Genomic DNA, 19,343 nt, shown 5'->3' with positions numbered 1-19,343 from the left:
TTTTCCTATAAGACTTCTTCCAGCCTGTTTGTCAGCCGCTCGTTTCCGCTCCGTTCCCTATTATACGCCGCTTGTAGCTTTGCAAACTTATTTGAAATATCCAGATATGCCGAATAAACAGAGCGCATGACTTGTACGATTTTCTTTACCAGTGGTTTTGCTTTCTTCTCCCGATACGACTTTGCAGATTCCATAACCGCCGCTTCTGGAAGCGTCTGCTCCGGATCTGCAGAAAAGTCTGCCGCCAGCTTCTCCATGTTCTTTACCATAGGAGCAAGTTCATTCATGCGCTTCTGGTATTTATCCGCCTGTTTCTGCGCTTTCTCTGCTTCCTGCCGGGATTCCTGTAAATTTTCCTGCAAGAAGCGAATCTCATCATCAACCTGTAACAACTGTTCATGCAAATCTTCGTTGATTTCTTGAAAAGCAGCATTTTCTTCCTGCAATTCCGCTTTCTTTGCTTCCAACTCTGCGACTTCCTTTGCCCGCTCCTTTTTCTCAAAATCCAGAACGGATAAATGCTTTTCATGTGTGCCTTTCTTCTCCCACTCAATCCCCTGTTCCAGCATGACAGCGGCAAGCTGTTCTTTCTCATAAGCCACCCACTGATTTAATTCCGTTTCCCGTCTTGTGCCGCCTTTAAATCCGAGAGCAGATAACGCCTGTTTCAGTGATACTCTTGTATCAAGTCCCCGCCTGCTTCCTGTCGTATACGGTACAAAATCTATATGCAAGTGGGGCGTCGCTTCGTCCATGTGAAGATAGGCGCTGAATACCCTCAACGTAGGATTTCGCCGCTGGAAGTCCTGCATATATTTATCCAACACCTTTGCGGCAAGCTGTCCGTTCTCCGTTTTCGCTCCCATATTGTCCTTATCCCCAATTTGCAGGATAATCTCATGGAACGGCTTTTCCTGCTTGCCGGAACGGATTTTCTCATAATAATCGTCAATCCGGCGGTCACTTCTGGTCTGCTTCTCATTGTACCGGGCGAGTGCTTCATCAAACAATTCGTGATATACATCCTTAACATTTTTATTGCAATATTCTACGTTTAGATAACTTCGTTCCGGGTCAGTGTTCTTTGCATGGAATTTTCTGCTGTTATGATTGACAGAGCCTTTCCCTGTCATAAAGCTGATAGTTCGCTTCAATCAATATCCTTTCTCCCTGTCCGGGTAATCAGCGCCGGATACGGCGCATAGGCTTTGTTACTTTCGTCGAAAGTAACGCAAAAGCACTTTTGACAGCCGTTCCGTCCATCAAAAGCTGCCTTTGCGCCCTGCCGGGGGCTTTTCCGTCCTACGGACGGAGCGGCTGTTCCCGCCGCTTTGCTTCCGCTGCCATAGCTTTTCGGATAGCGGAAAGTACGTTTTCTACCGTACATTCCTCCCACCCGCACAGCCATACCAGCGTCCGCATTTCTGCCGCAGTCAGTTCCACATCTCCAAAGATTTCATTGAGTGCGGCAATCCTACGGGCTTCACTTTCGTAAAAATATTTGTTCACATTTCGGGTTCCCCATTCCGGCTGAATTATCATCAAATCACACCTTTCTCGTTGTCTGCTATCCACAGGAGCGTGACACGCTCCTGTCTGTTATCATCAAAGAAAAATTACCAGCGGAAGCTATCCGGCACTCCACGTTTTTCCAGATATTCCTGTCTGGCTTTTTCCCGTTCTTCCTGTGTGGGAGCAGTCTTATATTTCGCATATAATTCATGGCGAACCAGAGAATCCAATTTCTGTTCCAACCCCTGCCGGATTTCATTCAGACAATCATCTTCTTCCATTAGATGATAGCGGAGCAGAGATACAAATAATTCATAAGGGATTTGCACGTTTTTCATAAAAATCCTTTCTGCGTCGGTTTGCGTCGATAGCGTCGATATTTTCTATACCAGCCCACTGTAAAAAATACCGTCGCAACCGACGCATATCGTCGCTTTTACTCTCTCGGCTCAAGCCGTTTCAGAATAATCTTCCTTTCATGCCCCCGCTTATTGTCATAAAAAATTCCATAGTCATTAAGCAACTGGCTATTGACTACATTCAGTTTTCTGGAAAGCACGTTTGCCTGTATCTGCATATCCGGCAACTGGCTCACAAGTTCTGTTGCTGTCCCCTCCCATTCCGGCTTATCTTCTGTCAGAAAATTGTTGATTGCTTCCAGCAGGGGATTCGGCGGCTGTTTCCACAGTTCCGTTTCTGCCTTTTTGAATTTCCAGACGCAGCGCTCCCGGTCGAACTCTATAGTCAGTTCCTGATCCGGCTGGTCACGCCCCACTATATCCATGACTGCCTCATTGTCAGTGCGCTTTTTCTTGTGCATGATAAATGCCCCGTCTGCCGCTCCAAGCAGCCCATTCGTGCCGGAAATCATATCAAAGCTGTCCTCAGATTCCAGCTTGCGTGTGTGATGAACCACCAGCAGGCAGATACCGTATTTATCGCTGAACGACTTTAATTTTGTTACAATCTCGTAGTCGCTGGAATAACTGTACCTGTCCCCGCCGACCTCTCGCACTTTCTGGAGCGTGTCAATGATAATCAGCCTCGCGTCCGTATGCGCTTTCAGAAATTCCTCTAATTGCCTGTCTAAGCCCTCATTCAATGTCTTTGCCTGTGTCGCAAAATACAGGTTATCCGCACATTCCACACCAAACATACCGGAGAGCCGCCGCTGAAGCCTCGCATAATCATCTTCCAGTGCCAGATACAATACCGTCCCCTTTCGGATGGGATAATCCCACAGAGGAAGCCCCATTGCCACATGATAGGCAAGCTGCCCCATAAAGAACGATTTTCCAACTTTCGGCGCACCCACAAAGAGATAAGTGCCGCCATAGAGAAAACCGTCCACAATCGGCGTTCTCGGCGGGTAGACGGTATCATACAGTTCCGTCATAGAAACGGTTTGAAGCCCGCCGTTCCCGGATTTCTCCGGGTTTTGTGCGGCTTGCAGATTGATTTGTGCTGTTTCATTTGCTATAATTTCACTGTGATTTTTTAATTGCGGCTGCGCCCCATCTGCGCCAACAGATGATAAGGGAGCAGTCGTTTTCATTTTTTCTGTCATTCATCTTCTCCTTTCAGACCATCTAATGTGATTGCTATTACCTGCAACGTGTAAAGTAGTTCGTCATTGTCCGGGCTTAACGCTTCCAGCCGCTTCAATTCCTCGTAGATAGCCACCATTTGGTTTTTCAGCGCCTTATAAACCCTCGGATTGCCCTGTACCACTACATCCCGGCACAGCAGCCGCCTTGTGATATAGTCCTGCTTTGTCAAGCCCGACAGCGCCACCAAATCATTGAGCAGCTTTGATTCCTCGTCAGACACCCGGAACGCTACCGTATGATTACGCCACCGTCCTTTGTAATCAAGTGTTCTTTCCATTTGCACCCTCCTTTGTCATTCGCTCCATTTCCAGTTTCTCCGCCATTTCTGTCTGCACCGTAGGGAACAAGTGAGCATAACGATAGGTGATCTTCTCCGCTTCATGCCCCATGCGCTCCCCAATCGCCAGCACTGAAAATCCCATGTCGATTAACAAAGAAACCGCACTATGACGAATATCATGCACGCGAATCTTCTTTACGCCCGCCTGCTTCGCCCCTCGCTCCATTTCGTGATTGAGATAGGATTTCGTGACCGTAAACAGACGCTCGTCCGGCTGAATGTCATACAGCATTTTGATATATTCCTGCATTTCCTCACAGAGAAACGGCGGCATTTTGATTGTACGGTTACTCTTTTTCGTTTTCGGGCTTGTGATAATATCCCGCCCTTTAGAGCGGTGAAATGTCTTGCTGATTGTGACTGTCTGCTTCTGAAAATCAAAATCAGCCGGAGTAAGCGCCAGCAGTTCGCCGGAGCGGATTCCACACCAGTAAAGCATTTCAAAGGCATAATAGGAACGTGGCTTATCCATCATGGCTTCGGAGAATTTCAGATATTCCTCTTTCGTCCAGAAATTCATTTCTTTCGGAACCTCATTTCCCATTGTTCCTGCCCGTCTTGCCGGATTGTACGGCAGGTTATAAAAGTTCACAGCATGATTGAAAATCGCCGTTAGCTGAGCGTGTATGGTTTTCAGATAGTCAGATGAATAAAGCTTTCCTTTCTCATCCCGGTACGCCATAAGTTCATTCTGCCATGCGATAACGTCCTTTGCCTCAATCTCCGCTATCTTCCGATTCCCAAAATACGGTAAAATCTTTGTGCGGATTACATGGCTTTTGGATTCCCATGTGCTTTCCTTGACGCGCTGTTTCTTGTCGGCTTCGTAAACCTCAAAAAAGCTGGCAAAAGTCATATCCAACTTTGAGTTCTGTTTCAGCATGACCTCATGCTCCCATGCTTGCGCTTCCCGTTTCGTAGCAAATCCCCGTTTCTGTGTCTGCTTCCGTTCCCCCTTCCAGTTCGTGAAGCGATAGATTACCCGCCACGTTCCCGTAGCATTGTCTTTGTATACAGCCATTCAAATCATCTCCTTTCCGCTTAATCGCTGTAACAGACTTTTTTGTGAAAAAATGTAGCGTTCACACGTCCCGCCACCGTCAGATAGCCCTGTTTCTGTAATTCTGCGTTCAGTTCCCGCACAATCTGGTAGGCTTTTGACTTTGACACCCGCAATTCCGCTGCCACTTCCTCCACAGTCATAAATGATTTTTCTGCCATTCCGTTATCGTCCCCCTTTCCTTTAAAATCTTCGCCGTTCTGCCTCCCTGTTCGGCGCTGTGCCAGTCCCTCATATATAAGAGCCGCTCGTTCCATTTCTGGAAGTCATGGCGTTTGTTCAGTTTGGACGGTCATTCAGTTTTTAACTCTTTTTGTTTAAGTTATATTTATAATACTAAATAAATTCCGTTAAGTCAAGTGGTTTACAGAAAAATATTAACTTTTTTTATTTAAGTTTCTCTTGCTATTCCTGCTGTGCCGTGTTATACTAAATTCAACAAATTTGTTTAAGTCAAGAATGGTTGTATCACTATAACTACAACGGAGGTTTTATTATGGCAATCGGCAAACGAATCCGCTTTTTCCGCAATCGGAAAGGCATGACGCAGAAGCAGCTAGGCGAAATCCTCGGTTTTCTCGGAAAGACTTCTGATGTCCGTATGGCGCAATACGAATCAGAAGCCAGAACGCCGAAACAAGACCTTGTAAAAGAAATGGCACATATCCTTGATGTAAGTCCTCGTGCAATCACTGTCCCGGAGATAGACAGCTACATCGGACTGATGCACACACTCTTTGCATTGGAAGATATGTACGGACTGAAAATCGGAGAAATTGACGGGGAAGTTTGCCTGAGGCTGGATAAGTCCACCGGCTCCACCTACTCCACCATGTTTGATATGTTCCACGCATGGCAGGAACAGGCTGCCCGTCTGGAACGTGGAGAGATAACCAAAGAGGAATACGACCAGTGGCGGTACAAATATCCCGAATATGATACTGTAAAACACCAACATAAAGTCGTCCCCTCACAGGAATTAAGTGACTATCTTGTAGCATCTCTGAAAAAAGACCATGAATCCGATTAAAAACCGCTTTTCTTCCCTCCAAAATGCAAAAAACCTTACCGACTTTCAGCTTCAACATACCTGAAAATCAGTAAGGTTTTTTATGTTATTGAAGTATTTTTGTTTGATGAATAATGCAATAATGTTGCCAAATCGTTGCCAACGCTTAAACAAATTTGCTTGAATCCCGCATAAACACTGGATTCTTACAACTCATTTCATCACTCGAACTCAATCGTTCCTGGTGGTTTGCTTGTCAAATCGTAGAATACGCGATTGACTCCTTTCACCTCGTTGATGATCCTGCTCATGACTTTCTGCAGCACCTCAAACGGGATATCAGCTGCTTCAGCTGTCATGAAGTCGATCGTTTTTACTGCTCTAAGTGCCACTGCATAGTCATAGGTTCTTTCATCTCCCATAACTCCAACAGAACGCATATTTGTGAGCGCTGCAAAGTACTGATTGACTTCTCTTGCCAGTCCTGCGTTTGCAATCTCTTCTCTGTAGATTGCGTCTGCATCCTGCACGATCCGTACTTTCTCAGCTGTAACTTCTCCGATGATACGGATTCCAAGTCCCGGTCCCGGGAATGGCTGACGGAATACCAGATCTTCCGGAATGCCAAGCTCCAGTCCTACTTTACGAACTTCGTCTTTGAAAAGATCGCGGAGCGGCTCGATAATTTCTTTGAAATCAACAAAGTCCGGAAGTCCTCCTACGTTGTGGTGGGATTTGATCACTGCGGATTCTCCGCCAAGCCCACTCTCTACAACGTCCGGATAAATCGTTCCCTGTGCGAGGAAATCTACGGCACCGATTTTCTTTGCCTCTTCCTCAAATACACGGATGAATTCTTCACCGATAATTTTACGCTTCTGTTCCGGTTCTGTCACACCTGCAAGTTTGTTGTAATATCTTTCCTGTGCGTTGACACGGATGAAGTTCAGGTCAAAGTTTCCTTCCGGTCCGAATACCGCTTCTACTTCATCTCCTTCGTTTTTACGAAGAAGTCCATGGTCTACAAACACGCATGTCAGCTGTTTTCCGATCGCTCTGGAAAGCAGTCCTGCTGCTACGGAAGAGTCAACACCGCCGGACAGTGCCAGCAGAACTTTGCCGTCTCCCACTTTATTTCTGATATCTGCAACTGCATTTTCAACAAACGCATCCATCTTCCAGTCGCCTGAACATTCGCAGACACCGCGTACGAAATTGTACAGCATCTCTTTTCCACGAACTGTATGAAGTACTTCCGGATGGAACTGAATTGCGTACAGCTTTTTCTCTGCATTTTCAGCTGCTGCAACCGGGCAGTCTGCTGTGTGCGCTGTGATCTCAAATCCCGGCGCAACCTGTGCGATATAATCAAAATGACTCATCCAGCAGGTCGTAGCATCTTCTACACCTTCAAACACTTTGGAATCTTTCTTATCAATCAAAACCTCGGTCTTTCCGTACTCTCTGACTTCTGCTTTTGTTACCTTTCCGCCAAGCACATGCATCATCAGCTGTGCTCCGTAGCAGAGTCCGAGAACCGGGATACCGAGTTCAAATAATTCTTTTGTATATGTCGGAGAATCTGCCTCATAGCAGCTGTTCGGGCCGCCGGTCAGGATGATTCCCTTTGGATTCATTGCCTTAATCTTTTCAATATCAATACGGTAGGAATAGATCTCGCAATATACATTACATTCACGAACACGTCTTGCCACCAGCTGGTTGTACTGTCCGCCGAAGTCAAGCACAATTACTAATTCGTTTTTCACGGGTTACCCTCCTTCTTTTCCTTTGTGGTTCTTCTATTATAGAATAGCACCCTCTGATTTACAAGTGAATTTTCCGAAAATGGGCGAAATGGGAAGTTTACTCTATTTTCTCTCACTCCCCGCTCCTTTTCCCCACATCAATCCATTTTTCACACCCCGAATACTTTTCCAGTTCCTCCACCGTCAGATCCACGGCGCTATGTCCGCTTCCTGCCGCCGGATATACCCGCTCGAAGCGTTTCAGAGATTCGTCCAGATAAACCGGGATGCCTGGTTTGGTTACAAACGGGCAGACGCCGCCCGGCTGATGGCCTACAGCCTCTTCCACCTGATCCCAGGGAATCATTTTGGCTTTCTGGTGGAACTGGGCTTTGTACTTCTTATTATCGATTTTGGTGTCGCCGGCCAGGACAATGAGAATCGGGGCGTCGTCCACGAAAAAGGACATGGTTTTCGCGATCTGACACGTCTCACAGCCTATCGCCAGCGCCGCCTCTTCCACGGTAGCGCTGGACTGTGCAAGATCCATGACCCGTTCTCCCATTCCATCCTCTTCAAAATATTGCTTTACCAGTTCAAAAGACATTGGTACTCACCTACTTTTCCTTTTCTTTTCCTCTCTTCATTATAGCCAATCCTTGTCCGGAAGTAAATCCGCTTTCCCAGGAACCAAAACAGGCACGAAAAGTCCAGCTCCCTCGCCGCTCTTTCCGCACCTGTTCTTTTGCTTTCCTGCTAAATAAATTGTTTTATTCTAACTCCCTTTTCTATACTCTGCTTTTAATTCTCATTCTGATCCAGTTCCTTGACATATGTTCCGTCTTCTTTTACAAATCCCATCGTCTGCAAGTAGTATTCGTGAGGCCCCGGAGTTCCTGCAAAACTCAGTTTCCGGATTCCCTGCTCCTTCAGGCGGGAATACAGATATTTCCCCACCGAGCAGTCCCGGTATGCCGGGGTGGAATAGTCCAGGATTACATCCAGCTCTCCGTCCGGCCTCCGGTTTCCGATCAGAATTCCTGCCGGAGCGTCGTCATGGCAAACGATGTAGGCGGCGTTGCAGCCTTCCATTGTCTTGGACGATGCGTTAAAATCCGGAAAGTATTTCTGAATGTCCGTCGCATATCGTTTCACAAAATAACGCAGCATGGATTCTTCCGCTTTTCCTTCAATCACATCGTAGGCTCTCTCCGTTTTCCGGATCCGCATCAAATAGTAAAAATTGATCAAAACGAGACAGGTATTCATGATTGCCGTCGGATATGCATGGATCACGAGAGAGTAGATCGTACAGATCACTCCGCCGGCCATGTTGATGATCCTAAGCTTGACCACCGAGGTCATTAGAAAGGACAGCAGTACAAGGGCGGAGCCGAAATACCCGACGAGCTCCACAATCATATGGGTATCCACGCGGTCTCCTCCTTCTAGTATCCGGCTCCTGCGTCCGGGCTGTTTTTCATGATTTTCACCAGTCTGCTTGTTCCAAGACGCTCCGCTCCGAGGCGGATAAATTCTTCCGCGTCATCGAAAGATGAAATGCCTCCTGCCGCTTTCACTTTGACGTCAGATCCAACATGAGTCCGCATCAGTTCCACGTCCGCAAAAGTTGCACCTGCGGTGGAAAATCCGGTGGATGTCTTGATGTATTCTGCTCCTGCTTTTGTGACAATCTCGCACATCTTGATCTTTTCGTCTTCGGTCAGCAGGCACGTCTCGATGATCACTTTCAGAATACGGCCGCCGCATGCCTCGTGGATCTGGCGGATTTCGTCTTCCAGCGCCTCATATTTCTTATCTTTTAACCAACCGATATTGATAACCATATCAATCTCGGAGGCTCCGTTTGCGATAGCGTCTTTTGTTTCAAATACTTTGACTGCCGTTGTGCTGTACCCGTTCGGGAATCCGATCACGGTGCAGATCGGAAGTTTCCCTTCCACATAATCTGCTGCCTGTTTTACATAGGACGCCGGGATGCAGGCGGACGCCGTCTCATATTTCATGGCGTCATCCAGAATCTGGCGGATCTCCTCCCAGGTTGCTCCCTGAGTCAGCAGGGTATGGTCTACATATTTCAAAATTTCTTTCTTTTCCATCTTAAATCCCTTTCCATTTCGTTTCCAGTGTCTCTTTGATTTCCGGGTCAAATGCCGTCTCTGCGGCATTGCGAAGCAGGGTGAGAATCAGTTCGTCATCCTGACCGTACTGCTCATAAACTCTTGTCAGCTCTTTTGTCATGGTTGTTCCGCTGACCGTCCGGTTGTCTGTGTTGATGCTGACCTTGATTCCTGCATCTACAAACTGGCGAAGCGGATAGTCTTCCCATCCTGCTGCTGCCTTCGTCTGAAAGTTGCTGGTCGGACACATCTCCACACCGATACCGGCCTTTGCGTAGGCTTTCATCAGCTCCGGATCCTTGCGAAGCGCGATGCCATGTCCGATCCGTCTGGCCCCCAGTTCGTAGGCTTCCCGGACATTTTCCAGATTTCCGGTTTCCCCGGAATGAATGGTAAACGGCATGCCCAGACGTTTTGCTTCCACAAAAATGTCACGGAACTCCGCGGTCGGAAATGCGGATTCATCCCCTGCCAGATCCAGGGCACAGACACCGTGTCCCAGATATTCCCTTGCACATTTCAGCATGGACAGGTTCTGCTCCGGGCTGTGATTTCTCATGGCACAGACGATGATCCCGTACTGTACCTGAAAATCTGTCTTCGCCCGCTCCATTCCTTTCCGCACGGACTCAATTACCTTTGCGCAGCTTAAGTTTTCGTGAACCGAAAGCATCGGAGCAAACCGGACTTCAATATATTCTACATGTTCCTTTGCGATCTCTTCTACAAAGGTATACGCACCGTCTTCCAGTCCTGCCTCGTCCTGCAGGCACTGTACCGGCAGATCAAATTTTTCCAGATATTCTGTCAGGCTCCGGCAGTCCTCCGACACCGTCAGGGCATCCTCCGGTATCGGTTTCCCCAGATGCCGCTCGATCATGTCTTTTGTCAGAGAGCCATCCAGATGACAGTGCAGATCCAGTTTCGGAATTGTTTTGATATCCATATATTCACGCCTTTCTTCCGTCTCTCGAAATCAGTCCTACATCGTTTCGATAATCTTTGTTACCAGCCGTTTGAAGTCTTTGGAAACACGGTCTGCGGTCTCCTGCACTTCTTTATGGTCCAGTTTTTCTTTACTGATGCCGGCTGCCAGGTTTGTAATGCAGGAAATTCCTCCGATCTCCATACCCATATGGCGTGCCGCCATTGCCTCGCAGGCAGTGCTCATACCGACAGCGTCGCCGCCCCAGATTTTGCACATCCGTACTTCGGCCGGCGTCTCATAATTTGGTCCGGTAAGCTGAACGTACACGCCCTCTTTCAGGTCAATTCCGCACTCGGATGCGGCATTCCGGATTACGTCCCGGATCCTGTGGCTGTATACTTCGCTCATATCCGGGAATCGAGGTCCCAGTTCGTCCAGATTCGGTCCAATCAGCGGACTTGGCACGCCTGTGGCAATGTGGTCGGTCAGCATCATGAAATCGCCCGGACGGAAATTCTCGTTGATTCCCCCCGCTGCATTAGTAAGAAGCAGCTTTTTTGCCCCTAAAAGTCCCATCAGGCGGGTCGGCAGCACCACGTCGGACATCGGGTAGCCTTCATAATAATGAACCCTCCCCTGCATGATGACAACCGGCACATCTCCTACATATCCAAAGACGAAGCGCCCTTTATGTCCTGTCACTGTAGATACCGGAAATCCTTCGATTTCGGTGTAATCCACGGTCGTTTCAATCTGAATTCCGTCTGCATAATCTCCCAGCCCGCTTCCGAGAATCAATGCCACTTCCGATTTGAAATCTGTCTTTTCCCGGATACTTGCAAGACAGGTCTGTAATTTCTTTTCCATCTTTGATCCACTCCTTTATAAGTCCTCCGCCAGAATTCCGGAGATCATCTCCTCCATTCTGCGGTATTGTTCATAGTTAATCATGATATTGCTTCCCTGTGTCGTAATCATCCCGTTTTCCTTGAATTTCTTGATGGAACGGCTGATCGTCTTCACACAGAGTCCCGTGAAATCCGACAGTTCCTGCCTGTCGCCTTTCATCCGCAGGACGCCGCCCTGGGCATATTTGCGGTACCGTTTCATCAGAAGGAAGGCTACCCGGTCCGCTCCCTGTAAAAACAGAAGCATCCGGCTGTCTCTGGCCTGTTCCAGAAGATATTCGCCCATCAGCCGGCTCTCCTGCTGCAGAGCGACTATATCCGAATCCAGCCATTTCTTGAATCCTTCTTTCGGGATTTTCAGTACGGTACACTCTGTTACCGTCTGGAGGGTTGTCTGGTACTTGTCCAGATTGATGATGACTTCCATTCCGCCGAATGCATAGACCTTGTCAAACATAGTAAAATCGTAGTTGATTCCGTAAATCCGATAATCAGTGGCTTTGATCAGACCTTTCCCGATAAAGAAAATCATGTCTGCAGGCTCTCCCTCCTGCACGAAAACCGTCCCTTTTTCCAGCTCTTCCACCACAAAAGTGTCCATCAGCCACATGGGTGCTGTCCGGAAATACTCTTCAAACTGTTTTCTTCTGTCTTTTTCAATCTCATCTAAAAACGGCAGAATCTTCGCCAGATACTTGTTTTCCATTCCTTCTCACCTACCGTTCTCTTTTGGTACAGCGGCACACGAAAAGCCCGCTTTGTCAGATTACCTGTTTCCCTTTGATATATTTTGCTTCCACCCTGGCATCCCCGTCCAGATAGATCAGGCGCTCCAGCCGTTCCCGAACGGAAAGTGGACGGGCATGACGGATCTTCTGATCGTCAATCACGACGGCGTCAAATTCGTACCCTTCTTCCAGACTTCCCGCCTTTCCGAAGAATGCTCCGCCGCCTTTGGTCGCCAGGTAAAAGACTTCTTCTACTGTCAGAGGCGCCTGACTTTGATCGACGAGTCTCCATCGAAGCTTCGAGCACTGAATGGCCATGGCCATCGCCCGGAACAAAGAGAGCGACGAGCCGGCCGCCACATCGGTGCCAAGTCCCATCTGCATCCCCTGTTCCATGTATTTCCTTGCCGGAGCGATTCCGGAGGCGAGGTTTGCATTGGATTCCGGACAGTGGGCGACGAAGACCCCCTGTTCTTTCATCATCCGGATTTCCTCTTCCCCGCTGTACACGCAGTGTGCCATGATGGTCGGGCAGTCCCCGCCAAACAGGCCGTAGATCCGGTAGGAATCCCCGTAGCAGGTCGCCTTTGGCTGCAGTTCTTTGACCCAGTCGATCTCGCTTAAATTTTCCGAGAGATGGGACTGCATCGGCAGATTGTATTTTTTCTGAAGCCCGGAGAGGCGTTCCATCAGCTCATCGGAACAGGTCGGAATAAATCTTGGCGTCAGAATCGGTCTGACATTGAAAAGATTCTTTGCGGCCAGAATCCAGTTCTCGGTCGCTTCCGCGGATGCTTTGGCGCTTTCCTCGCACAGACCTTCCGGACTGTTCCGGTCCATATTGACCTTTCCTACATAGCCCGCAAGTCCTGCCTCTTCCATCTGTTCCATGAGCCAGAGTGTAGCGTCCGGATGGCAGGTGCCAAAAACGCAGGCTCTCGTTGTCGCACTGTGAAGCAGATCATCCAGAAAGATGGTATACGCCTTTTTTGCGTATTCCAGATCCTGATACTTTTCCTCTTCCGGGAAGGTATGGGTATTCAGCCAGTCGATCAGTTCCTGGTCCATCCCCAGTCCCCGGAAAGGGTACTGGGGTGCATGGACATGCAGGTCAATCAGTCCCGGAATGATCAGCCGGTCGCCGTAATCGTGGCAGGGAATCCCGCTCCATTTTTCCGGAAGCGTTTCAAATACTCCGATGCTTTTTCCGTCTTCGCACACAACGTAACCATGCTCGATGGTGCGGATTGTCTTTTGATTTTCACTATAGCAGATCTGTCCTCTGATCGCAAATCGTTCCATGTTGTGCTCTCCTTGCTCTGAATTTCCGTCTGTTATCGTTGTCCCTTATCGTAAGGGATTCCTTCCGCTTTTGGTGCTCTGGAGTTCCTTGAGAACAGAGCCAGCACCACGAGGGAGATAATATATGGAAGCATGTTGTAAACGGCACTTGGGATATTGAGTGCTTCCAGAATGTCGAATCCGGAGTACACGTTGGACAGTGCACGGAACAGACCGAACAGAAGCGCTGCCAGTCCGATCAGCTTCGGCTCCCACTGTCCGAAGATCATAACCGCAAGGGCAAGGAATCCAAATCCTGCCACACCGTTTTCAAATTTCCACTCGCTGACACCTGCTGTGATGTAGACGATTCCTCCCAGACCTCCGAAGAATCCGGAAATCAGTACGCCCGCATAACGCATTTTGTATACGTTGATTCCAACGGAATCCGCTGCCTGCGGATGCTCGCCGCACGCCCGCAGTCTCAGTCCAAACCGGGTTTTATAAAGAACCACGTGCGCAACGATCAGAAGGATGACAGCCAGGATCATAAACCAGCTTACTTCAAAGTTTCCGATTTTAAATGCCGAGAATGCTTTCCTCTGATCGATATACTGAATGGAAGAGGAAACATTGTTTACATTTTCTCCCATATTGATTGCTTTGACAATGACAGTGGCCGCCGCTGTTCCAAGAAGGTTCATGGCTGTTCCGACCAGTGTCTGGTCTGCCTTGAAGTTGATGGCCGATACTGCAAGCAGAAGGGAGTAGATCATACCAAAGATCACACTTCCAAGGACAACCGCCAGAATCATCAGCGCTGCCGGAAGATCTCCCATATACTTCATCACCAGAGCGCCGCCGAGGGCACCGATGACCATGGTCCCTTCCAGCCCCAGGTTGATCACACCGCTTCGTTCAGAAAAGCATCCGCCAAGGGCCACAAGCATCAGTACTGATGCATAGATCAATGTATATTGTAATAAGAGTGCCATATGTTCTTCCTCCTTCCCTATTTCTTTGCTTTTCTGTTCATGCAGTATTTAAAGAATAATACAAAACCGCAGAAGTAAATGATGATTGCCGAGATCAGATCGGAGATCTGCGCACAGTATACCATCTTGTCCACATAGGATCCGCCGCTTGTAATGTGCTGGATGAAAAATGCTGAGAAAATACTTCCGATCGGGTTCAGGCCTCCGAGGAAGGCTGCCGCGATTCCGTTGAATCCCATGGCCGGGACTGCTGTCTGTGCACAGGACCACTGCTCGATTCCGCTTAAGTAAAGGAATGCAGCTCCAAGACCTGCGAGACATCCTGCGATCACCATGGTAAGGATCATGTTTCTCTTTTCTTTCATACCTGCATATTTTGCGGCATTTTTATTCAGTCCGGTTGCTTTTAATTCGTATCCAAGTTTTGTCTTGCTCATGACTACCCATACGAGAATGGCGATGATGACTGCAAGCGGAATGGCAATCGTCACATACCGGTTGTCAGAAAACAGCTTGTCCAGGCCAAGACTCGGAATCAGGGCGTCCGGGCTGTTTGTCTTAAGCGCCATCGTATAGGTCGTACTGGATTCCTTGACGTTCGTCAGAAGCATGTTGACGCTGTAAAGGCTGATCCAGTTGAGCATGATTCCGGCGATAACTTCGTTTACATTTAAGTATGCCTTTAAGATTCCGGCGATTCCTCCGAGCAGTCCTCCGCCGATCATGGCTGCGATCATGCAGACATACCAAGGCATCTGATACGCAAGCGCCAGGTAAAGGGCAAGTCCTGCTCCTACCGCGTACTGTCCGGAAGATCCAATGTTAAAGAGCCCTACCTTGTAGGCAAAAAGGATGGACAGGGTACACATCAGAAGCGGCGCCGTTTTGGCAAGGGTGCTTCCGAAATATTCCAGTGCAACTTCCGGTCTCGGGAAATACAGGAAGTTCTTTAAAATAGATGTCATCGCATCCCAGGCTCCGGCCGGATTGATGCACAGCAGCACAATATAACCTACCAGAAGGCCAAGGATAATACAGATCAGAGACGCTATGACCGTCTGTACGCCGCCGATCTCCAGGAACCGTTTCTTTTCATTTTTTGTATTCATATGCTACACCTCCTGTTTCTTGGCGCCGGTCATATAAAGACCAAGTTCTTCCACCGTCACTTCATCCGGTTTGAATTCCCCGACAAGTCTTCCTTCATACATGACGAGAATCCGGTCCGGCACATCCATGACTTCATCCAGTTCCAGGCTGACCAGAAGGACTGCCTTTCCGGCATCCCGCTGCTCGATCAGCTGCCTGTGAATCGATTCAATTGCTCCGATGTCGACTCCCCGTGTCGGCTGCACTGCAATCAGAAGATCCGGATTCTTGTCGATCTCTCTTGCAATGATCGCCTTCTGCTGATTTCCCCCCGACATGGAACGTACGATAGTAGAGGATCCCTGTCCGGAACGGATATCGTACTCTTCGATCAGGCGGTCCGAGTATTCCCGGATTTCTTTTCGCTTCATCAGTCCGGCCTTGCTTGTAAACTGCGGTTCAAAGTAGCGCTGCAGCACCAGATTGTCCTCCAGAGAATAATCCAGAACCAGTCCGTGCTTATGCCGGTCTTCCGGAATGTGACTCATTCCGGAAGTGGAGCGTTCCCTGACAGATGCTTTTGTAATATCTTTTCCATTCATATGGATACTTCCGCTCTTTAACGGCTCCAGACCGGAAAGTCCGTAGACAAGTTCTGTCTGGCCGTTTCCGTCGATTCCGGTAATGCAGACGATCTCGCCTTTACGTACCTGGAAGCTGACATCCTGCACCGCATCCTTTTTATTCTGTCCGGCAACGGTCATGTCCTTCACATCCAGCACCACGTCGCCAGGCTCGGCCGGTTTTTTCTCTACTTTAAAGGAGACATTTCTTCCTACCATCATGGCGGAAAGCTTCTCCGGAGTCGTGTCTTTTGTTTCGACAGTTCCGACGTATTTTCCTTTTCTTAAAACCGTACAGCGGTCAGAAACTTCCATGATCTCGTTGAGCTTGTGGGAAATGAAGAGGATACTCTTTCCTTCCTTTGCAAGTCCCTTCATGATCTGCATCAGTTCCTCGATTTCCTGCACGGTCAGCACTGCCGTTGGCTCGTCAAAAATCAGAATTTCATTGTCCCGGTACAGCATTTTTAAAATTTCCGTTCTCTGCTGCATTCCGACCGTGATATTCTCCACTTTGGCGTCCGGATCAATCTGCAGATGATACCGGTTTGACAGTTCCATTACCTTTTTCCTTGCGTCATCCTTTTTCAGAAATCCGCCCTGTACCGGCTCTGCGCCGAGAATGATATTATCCAGCACAGAAAAACATTCCACCAGTTTGAAGTGCTGGTGCACCATTCCGATTCCAAGTGCGTTGGCGTCGTTCGGATTTTTGATTTCTACTTTTTTCCCGTCTTTGCGGATTTCTCCTTCTTCCGCCTGATACAGTCCGAATAACACGCTCATCAACGTGGATTTCCCCGCTCCGTTTTCCCCGAGGAGCGCGTGGATCTCGCCTTTTTTCAACTGAAGCGTAATGTCATCGTTTGCCACAATCCCAGGAAATCTCTTGGTGATGTGAAGCATTTCCACTGCATATTCTCCCATTTTTGCTTCCTCCTTCCGGTATCTTTTACATGATCGATCCTTGTCTTTCGTTTACCTTGACAGATACTTCCGGCATCTTTTCGGTGGAATTATCAATAGTAATTTCCCCGTCATAGATTTTCCGTACCAGTTCATGGTAATCGTCCACGGTAAAGTTTTCGTTCCACTGTGTCGTATCTTCCGGAAGCCCTACGTAATTGACATCCATATCCGTTCCTGACACAAGTCCAAGATTTTCGATCTTTCCGACATGTTCTTCCCAGGTATTTGTCACAATGATGGAATCCAGCATCGCCTTTACGGTTGCTCCCAGCCCTTTCATTGCGGATGTTACCGTCATTCCTTCTCCGTACGCGTCAATAATCGGGGACTGGTCGCTGTCCACGCCGATCATCTTTCCGCCCACTTTTGAAGCAGCTTCTGCCGCAGAGGTAAAGATACCGCCGCCGCATGCAAAGACGATCTCCGTTCCCTGGCTGTACCAGGTATCCATCGCCGCTGTTACCTCTGTGGAACCATAGAACTGTCCGCCGTACGCATACTCGACTTCAATCTGATCGGTAATTCCAAGTTCTTTTGCCGCATCATTGATTCCCTGTACATAACCGAATCCGTATCTCATAACTGCCGGTACCGCCTGACCGCCGAGGAAACCGAGTTTCCGGTAACCAAGCTTCACAGCCGCGTACCCTGCCATATATCCAGGGATTTCTTCCTGATACACCGCGCAGTATGTGTTTTCAGTGTTGTAATAATCGGCTGCTTCATATGCGTCCGGATTGTCATAGTATTTGCTTCCGACTGCTGCCGCAATGATATCTCCTGCCGTCATATCCAGCGCAATAAATTTGACATCAGGATATTTGTAAGTAACTTCTACCAGCGCCGGAGCAAAAATGTATCCCGGCATGACGATGATGTTGTAGCCTTCCGCTACCGCCACATCAATCATGGCAATCCGGGCATAATCCGTATCTCCGTCCGGCTTTTTGTAGGTAAAGTCAATGTTGTTTTCCGTACAGTACTCAAGACATGCTTCGTAAGTTGTCTGGTTAAAAGACTGGTCTGTTATGTCGCCGCTGTCCGTGATCATGGCCACACGGTAATCAGAATTCCCGGTACCCTGGCTGGACTTGGAAGGTCCGCATCCGATCACGGAAACCGCCATGCAGATTACCAGAAACAACGCGGCAAGCTTTTTCATTCTTTTCATGTCTTCTTTTCCTCCTTTTTTTGTAGAATGGTGTTTATTTTAAACAGGAAAGCAGGGAAGTTCCGATTGTCTCCTCCGGCATGGACAGCCCGAAATTGTCCAGGATCGTCGCGCCGATCACCGCAAAGGTATCCTGTTCCGGCAGCATTCCGTTTCCTTCCATGGATCTGGAATACGCAAGGAACGGTACTTTCTCCCGAGTGTGGTCGGTTCCTGTGTAAGTCGGGTCATTTCCATGGTCCGCCGTGATGATTAAAAGATCGTCCTCTCTTAGCTTTTCCAGCAAAACCGCTAATTTTTCATCAAACATCTCCAGTTCTTTCGCATACCCTTCCGGGTCTCTTCTGTGTCCCCACTTTGCGTCGAAATCTACCAGATTGACAAAGCAGAGTCCGTGGAAATCTTTGTCCGCAAGCTCGATGGTCTGCTCCATTCCGTGTACGGAGGATTTGGATTTGTATGCTTCCGTAATGCCTTCTCCGTCGAAAATGTCCTTGATCTTTCCAACGGAAACCACATCGAAACCATTGTCCTGAAGTACATTCAGCGCCGTCTTTACCGGAGGCTTCAACGCATAGTCATGACGGTTGCTCGTCCGTTCAAACTCGCCCCGTTTCTTTCCGACATACGGTCTTGCAATGACTCTTCCGACTCTCCACTCTTCTTTCATCGTCAGTTCTCTTGCAATTTCGCAGCAACGGTACAGTTCCTGTAAATCAAAGGTCTCTTCATTTCCACAGATCTGAAGCACCGAGTCCGCTGAAGTATACACAATCATATGTCCGGTTGCGATTTCTTCTTCTCCAAGTTCCTCTATAATCTCCGTTCCACTGGCACTCTTGTTTCCAATCACTTTGTGTCCGGTCCGTTTTTCCAGTTCGTCGATCAGTTCCTTCGGAAATCCGTGTTCTGTAAATGTCTTGAACGGCTTTTTCGTCTCCACTCCCATGATCTCCCAGTGTCCGGTCATCGTATCCTTTCCGTTACTTCTTTCCCGGAGTGCCGCCTGGTATCCAAGTGGATTTTCTACTGCCGGCACCTGGCGAAGCTGTGTCAGATTTGCGATTCCAAGCTTTTGCAGCGCCGGAATCCGGAAGGTCTCCACTGATTCGGAAATGTGTCCGAGCGTGTTGACTCCTACATCTCCAAACTTTTCCCCGTCCGGCATGACGCCGATTCCCAGAGAATCGATCACAATTACAAATACCCGTTTTGCCTGTTTCATATTCCT

The 19,343-nt window shown here is 48.4% G+C and carries 21 protein-coding genes; 1 reads left to right on the top strand and 20 read right to left on the bottom strand.

Annotated elements, in window-relative coordinates; genetic code table 11:
* Positions 1–5 precede the first annotated feature (5 nt).
* From H6A32_RS02820 to H6A32_RS02790, 7 genes are all read right to left on the bottom strand, one after another.
* Complete coding sequence (locus H6A32_RS02820; RefSeq protein WP_346342229.1) at positions 6–1,154, bottom strand: plasmid recombination protein; 1,149 nt, start codon at positions 1,152–1,154, stop codon at positions 6–8.
* Positions 1,155–1,302: 148 nt separating this feature from the next.
* Entirely contained in the window at positions 1,303–1,542 is a 240-nt protein-coding gene (locus H6A32_RS02815; RefSeq protein WP_087163716.1) for a hypothetical protein, read from the bottom strand.
* Positions 1,543–1,616: 74 nt separating this feature from the next.
* The gene (locus tag H6A32_RS02810; protein ID WP_204863704.1) at positions 1,617–1,850 is read right to left on the bottom strand and encodes a complexin-2; all 234 of its coding nucleotides are present in this window, start codon (positions 1,848–1,850) and stop codon (positions 1,617–1,619) included.
* Positions 1,851–1,948: 98 nt separating this feature from the next.
* Entirely contained in the window at positions 1,949–3,079 is a 1,131-nt protein-coding gene (locus tag H6A32_RS02805) for an AAA family ATPase (protein WP_204612115.1), read from the bottom strand.
* Positions 3,076–3,399: a plasmid mobilization protein gene (locus H6A32_RS02800; RefSeq protein WP_021844633.1), complete on the bottom strand. Its 324-nt coding sequence runs from the start codon at positions 3,397–3,399 to the stop codon at positions 3,076–3,078. Before H6A32_RS02800 ends, H6A32_RS02805 begins: the two co-directional genes overlap by 4 nt.
* Positions 3,383–4,483 (bottom strand): site-specific integrase, encoded by a 1,101-nt coding sequence (locus H6A32_RS02795; protein WP_204863703.1) that lies wholly within the window; start codon positions 4,481–4,483, stop codon positions 3,383–3,385. Before H6A32_RS02795 ends, H6A32_RS02800 begins: the two co-directional genes overlap by 17 nt.
* A gap of 20 nt (positions 4,484–4,503) precedes the next feature.
* On the bottom strand, positions 4,504–4,683 hold the full coding sequence (locus tag H6A32_RS02790; RefSeq protein ID WP_021869173.1) for a DNA-binding protein: 180 nt from the start codon (positions 4,681–4,683) through the stop codon (positions 4,504–4,506).
* A 335-nt stretch (positions 4,684–5,018) separates the two neighbouring features.
* Between H6A32_RS02790 and H6A32_RS02785 the strand changes: the two genes are divergently transcribed.
* Complete coding sequence (locus tag H6A32_RS02785; RefSeq protein WP_204612119.1) at positions 5,019–5,552, top strand: helix-turn-helix domain-containing protein; 534 nt, start codon at positions 5,019–5,021, stop codon at positions 5,550–5,552.
* 200 nt (positions 5,553–5,752) lie between these two features.
* Here the strand turns inward: H6A32_RS02785 and guaA are convergent, their stop codons facing one another.
* The 13 genes from guaA to H6A32_RS02720 all read right to left on the bottom strand — a co-directional run bounded on the left by guaA (position 5,753) and on the right by H6A32_RS02720 (position 19,337).
* The gene (gene guaA, locus H6A32_RS02780) at positions 5,753–7,300 is read right to left on the bottom strand and encodes a glutamine-hydrolyzing GMP synthase (RefSeq protein ID WP_087252203.1); all 1,548 of its coding nucleotides are present in this window, start codon (positions 7,298–7,300) and stop codon (positions 5,753–5,755) included.
* Positions 7,301–7,412: 112 nt separating this feature from the next.
* Positions 7,413–7,886 carry a YbaK/EbsC family protein gene (locus H6A32_RS02775; RefSeq protein WP_204863702.1) on the bottom strand — a complete coding sequence of 158 codons (474 nt, stop codon included), beginning with the start codon at positions 7,884–7,886 and terminating at the stop codon, positions 7,413–7,415.
* A 194-nt stretch (positions 7,887–8,080) separates the two neighbouring features.
* Positions 8,081–8,713 (bottom strand): hypothetical protein, encoded by a 633-nt coding sequence (locus H6A32_RS02770; protein ID WP_204863701.1) that lies wholly within the window; start codon positions 8,711–8,713, stop codon positions 8,081–8,083.
* Between the two features lie 14 nt (positions 8,714–8,727).
* A complete protein-coding gene (gene deoC, locus H6A32_RS02765) occupies positions 8,728–9,399 on the bottom strand; it encodes a deoxyribose-phosphate aldolase (protein ID WP_204863700.1) in 672 nt (223 codons plus the stop codon).
* Between the two features lies 1 nt (position 9,400).
* Positions 9,401–10,366, bottom strand: coding sequence for an adenosine deaminase (gene add / locus H6A32_RS02760; protein ID WP_204863699.1), 966 nt, complete (start codon positions 10,364–10,366; stop codon positions 9,401–9,403).
* 36 nt (positions 10,367–10,402) lie between these two features.
* Complete coding sequence (locus H6A32_RS02755) at positions 10,403–11,215, bottom strand: purine-nucleoside phosphorylase (RefSeq protein ID WP_204863698.1); 813 nt, start codon at positions 11,213–11,215, stop codon at positions 10,403–10,405.
* 15 nt (positions 11,216–11,230) lie between these two features.
* Entirely contained in the window at positions 11,231–11,962 is a 732-nt protein-coding gene (locus tag H6A32_RS02750; RefSeq protein ID WP_087252206.1) for a Crp/Fnr family transcriptional regulator, read from the bottom strand.
* 55 nt (positions 11,963–12,017) lie between these two features.
* Positions 12,018–13,286 (bottom strand): amidohydrolase family protein, encoded by a 1,269-nt coding sequence (locus H6A32_RS02745; protein ID WP_204863697.1) that lies wholly within the window; start codon positions 13,284–13,286, stop codon positions 12,018–12,020.
* Positions 13,287–13,318: 32 nt separating this feature from the next.
* A complete protein-coding gene (locus tag H6A32_RS02740) occupies positions 13,319–14,260 on the bottom strand; it encodes an ABC transporter permease (protein WP_087166857.1) in 942 nt (313 codons plus the stop codon).
* Positions 14,261–14,277: 17 nt separating this feature from the next.
* Positions 14,278–15,369, bottom strand: a complete 1,092-nt coding sequence (locus tag H6A32_RS02735; protein WP_204863696.1) for an ABC transporter permease — start codon at positions 15,367–15,369, stop codon at positions 14,278–14,280.
* A gap of 3 nt (positions 15,370–15,372) precedes the next feature.
* A complete protein-coding gene (locus H6A32_RS02730; RefSeq protein ID WP_087166855.1) occupies positions 15,373–16,899 on the bottom strand; it encodes an ABC transporter ATP-binding protein in 1,527 nt (508 codons plus the stop codon).
* A gap of 25 nt (positions 16,900–16,924) precedes the next feature.
* Positions 16,925–18,112 carry a BMP family lipoprotein gene (locus H6A32_RS02725; protein ID WP_346342228.1) on the bottom strand — a complete coding sequence of 396 codons (1,188 nt, stop codon included), beginning with the start codon at positions 18,110–18,112 and terminating at the stop codon, positions 16,925–16,927.
* A gap of 34 nt (positions 18,113–18,146) precedes the next feature.
* Entirely contained in the window at positions 18,147–19,337 is a 1,191-nt protein-coding gene (locus H6A32_RS02720; protein ID WP_204863695.1) for a phosphopentomutase, read from the bottom strand.
* Positions 19,338–19,343: the final 6 nt, after the last annotated feature.

This window comes from Drancourtella massiliensis, assembly GCF_016900655.1.
Lineage (GTDB): Bacteria > Bacillota > Clostridia > Lachnospirales > Lachnospiraceae > Sellimonas > Sellimonas catena.
This window is presented reverse-complemented; position numbering and strand designations above follow the sequence as displayed.

Bases quoted from the DNA above. Each gene is read 5' to 3' on its own strand.
- H6A32_RS02745 (WP_204863697.1), bottom strand. From the start codon at position 13,286: ATGGAACGATTTGCGATCAGAGGACAGATCTGCTATAGTGAAAATCAA.
- add (WP_204863699.1), bottom strand. From the start codon at position 10,366: ATGGATATCAAAACAATTCCGAAACTGGATCTGCACTGTCATCTGGAT.
- H6A32_RS02750 (WP_087252206.1), bottom strand. From the start codon at position 11,962: ATGGAAAACAAGTATCTGGCGAAGATTCTGCCGTTTTTAGATGAGATT.
- H6A32_RS02730 (WP_087166855.1), bottom strand. From the start codon at position 16,899: ATGGGAGAATATGCAGTGGAAATGCTTCACATCACCAAGAGATTTCCT.
- H6A32_RS02725 (WP_346342228.1), bottom strand. From the start codon at position 18,112: ATGAAAAGAATGAAAAAGCTTGCCGCGTTGTTTCTGGTAATCTGCATG.
- H6A32_RS02755 (WP_204863698.1), bottom strand. From the start codon at position 11,215: ATGGAAAAGAAATTACAGACCTGTCTTGCAAGTATCCGGGAAAAGACA.
- H6A32_RS02735 (WP_204863696.1), bottom strand. From the start codon at position 15,369: ATGAATACAAAAAATGAAAAGAAACGGTTCCTGGAGATCGGCGGCGTA.
- H6A32_RS02805 (WP_204612115.1), bottom strand. From the start codon at position 3,079: ATGACAGAAAAAATGAAAACGACTGCTCCCTTATCATCTGTTGGCGCA.
- H6A32_RS02815 (WP_087163716.1), bottom strand. From the start codon at position 1,542: ATGATAATTCAGCCGGAATGGGGAACCCGAAATGTGAACAAATATTTT.
- H6A32_RS02790 (WP_021869173.1), bottom strand. From the start codon at position 4,683: ATGGCAGAAAAATCATTTATGACTGTGGAGGAAGTGGCAGCGGAATTG.
- H6A32_RS02775 (WP_204863702.1), bottom strand. From the start codon at position 7,886: ATGTCTTTTGAACTGGTAAAGCAATATTTTGAAGAGGATGGAATGGGA.
- H6A32_RS02795 (WP_204863703.1), bottom strand. From the start codon at position 4,483: ATGGCTGTATACAAAGACAATGCTACGGGAACGTGGCGGGTAATCTAT.
- H6A32_RS02740 (WP_087166857.1), bottom strand. From the start codon at position 14,260: ATGGCACTCTTATTACAATATACATTGATCTATGCATCAGTACTGATG.
- deoC (WP_204863700.1), bottom strand. From the start codon at position 9,399: ATGGAAAAGAAAGAAATTTTGAAATATGTAGACCATACCCTGCTGACT.
- H6A32_RS02785 (WP_204612119.1), top strand. From the start codon at position 5,019: ATGGCAATCGGCAAACGAATCCGCTTTTTCCGCAATCGGAAAGGCATG.
- H6A32_RS02720 (WP_204863695.1), bottom strand. From the start codon at position 19,337: ATGAAACAGGCAAAACGGGTATTTGTAATTGTGATCGATTCTCTGGGA.
- H6A32_RS02800 (WP_021844633.1), bottom strand. From the start codon at position 3,399: ATGGAAAGAACACTTGATTACAAAGGACGGTGGCGTAATCATACGGTA.
- H6A32_RS02810 (WP_204863704.1), bottom strand. From the start codon at position 1,850: ATGAAAAACGTGCAAATCCCTTATGAATTATTTGTATCTCTGCTCCGC.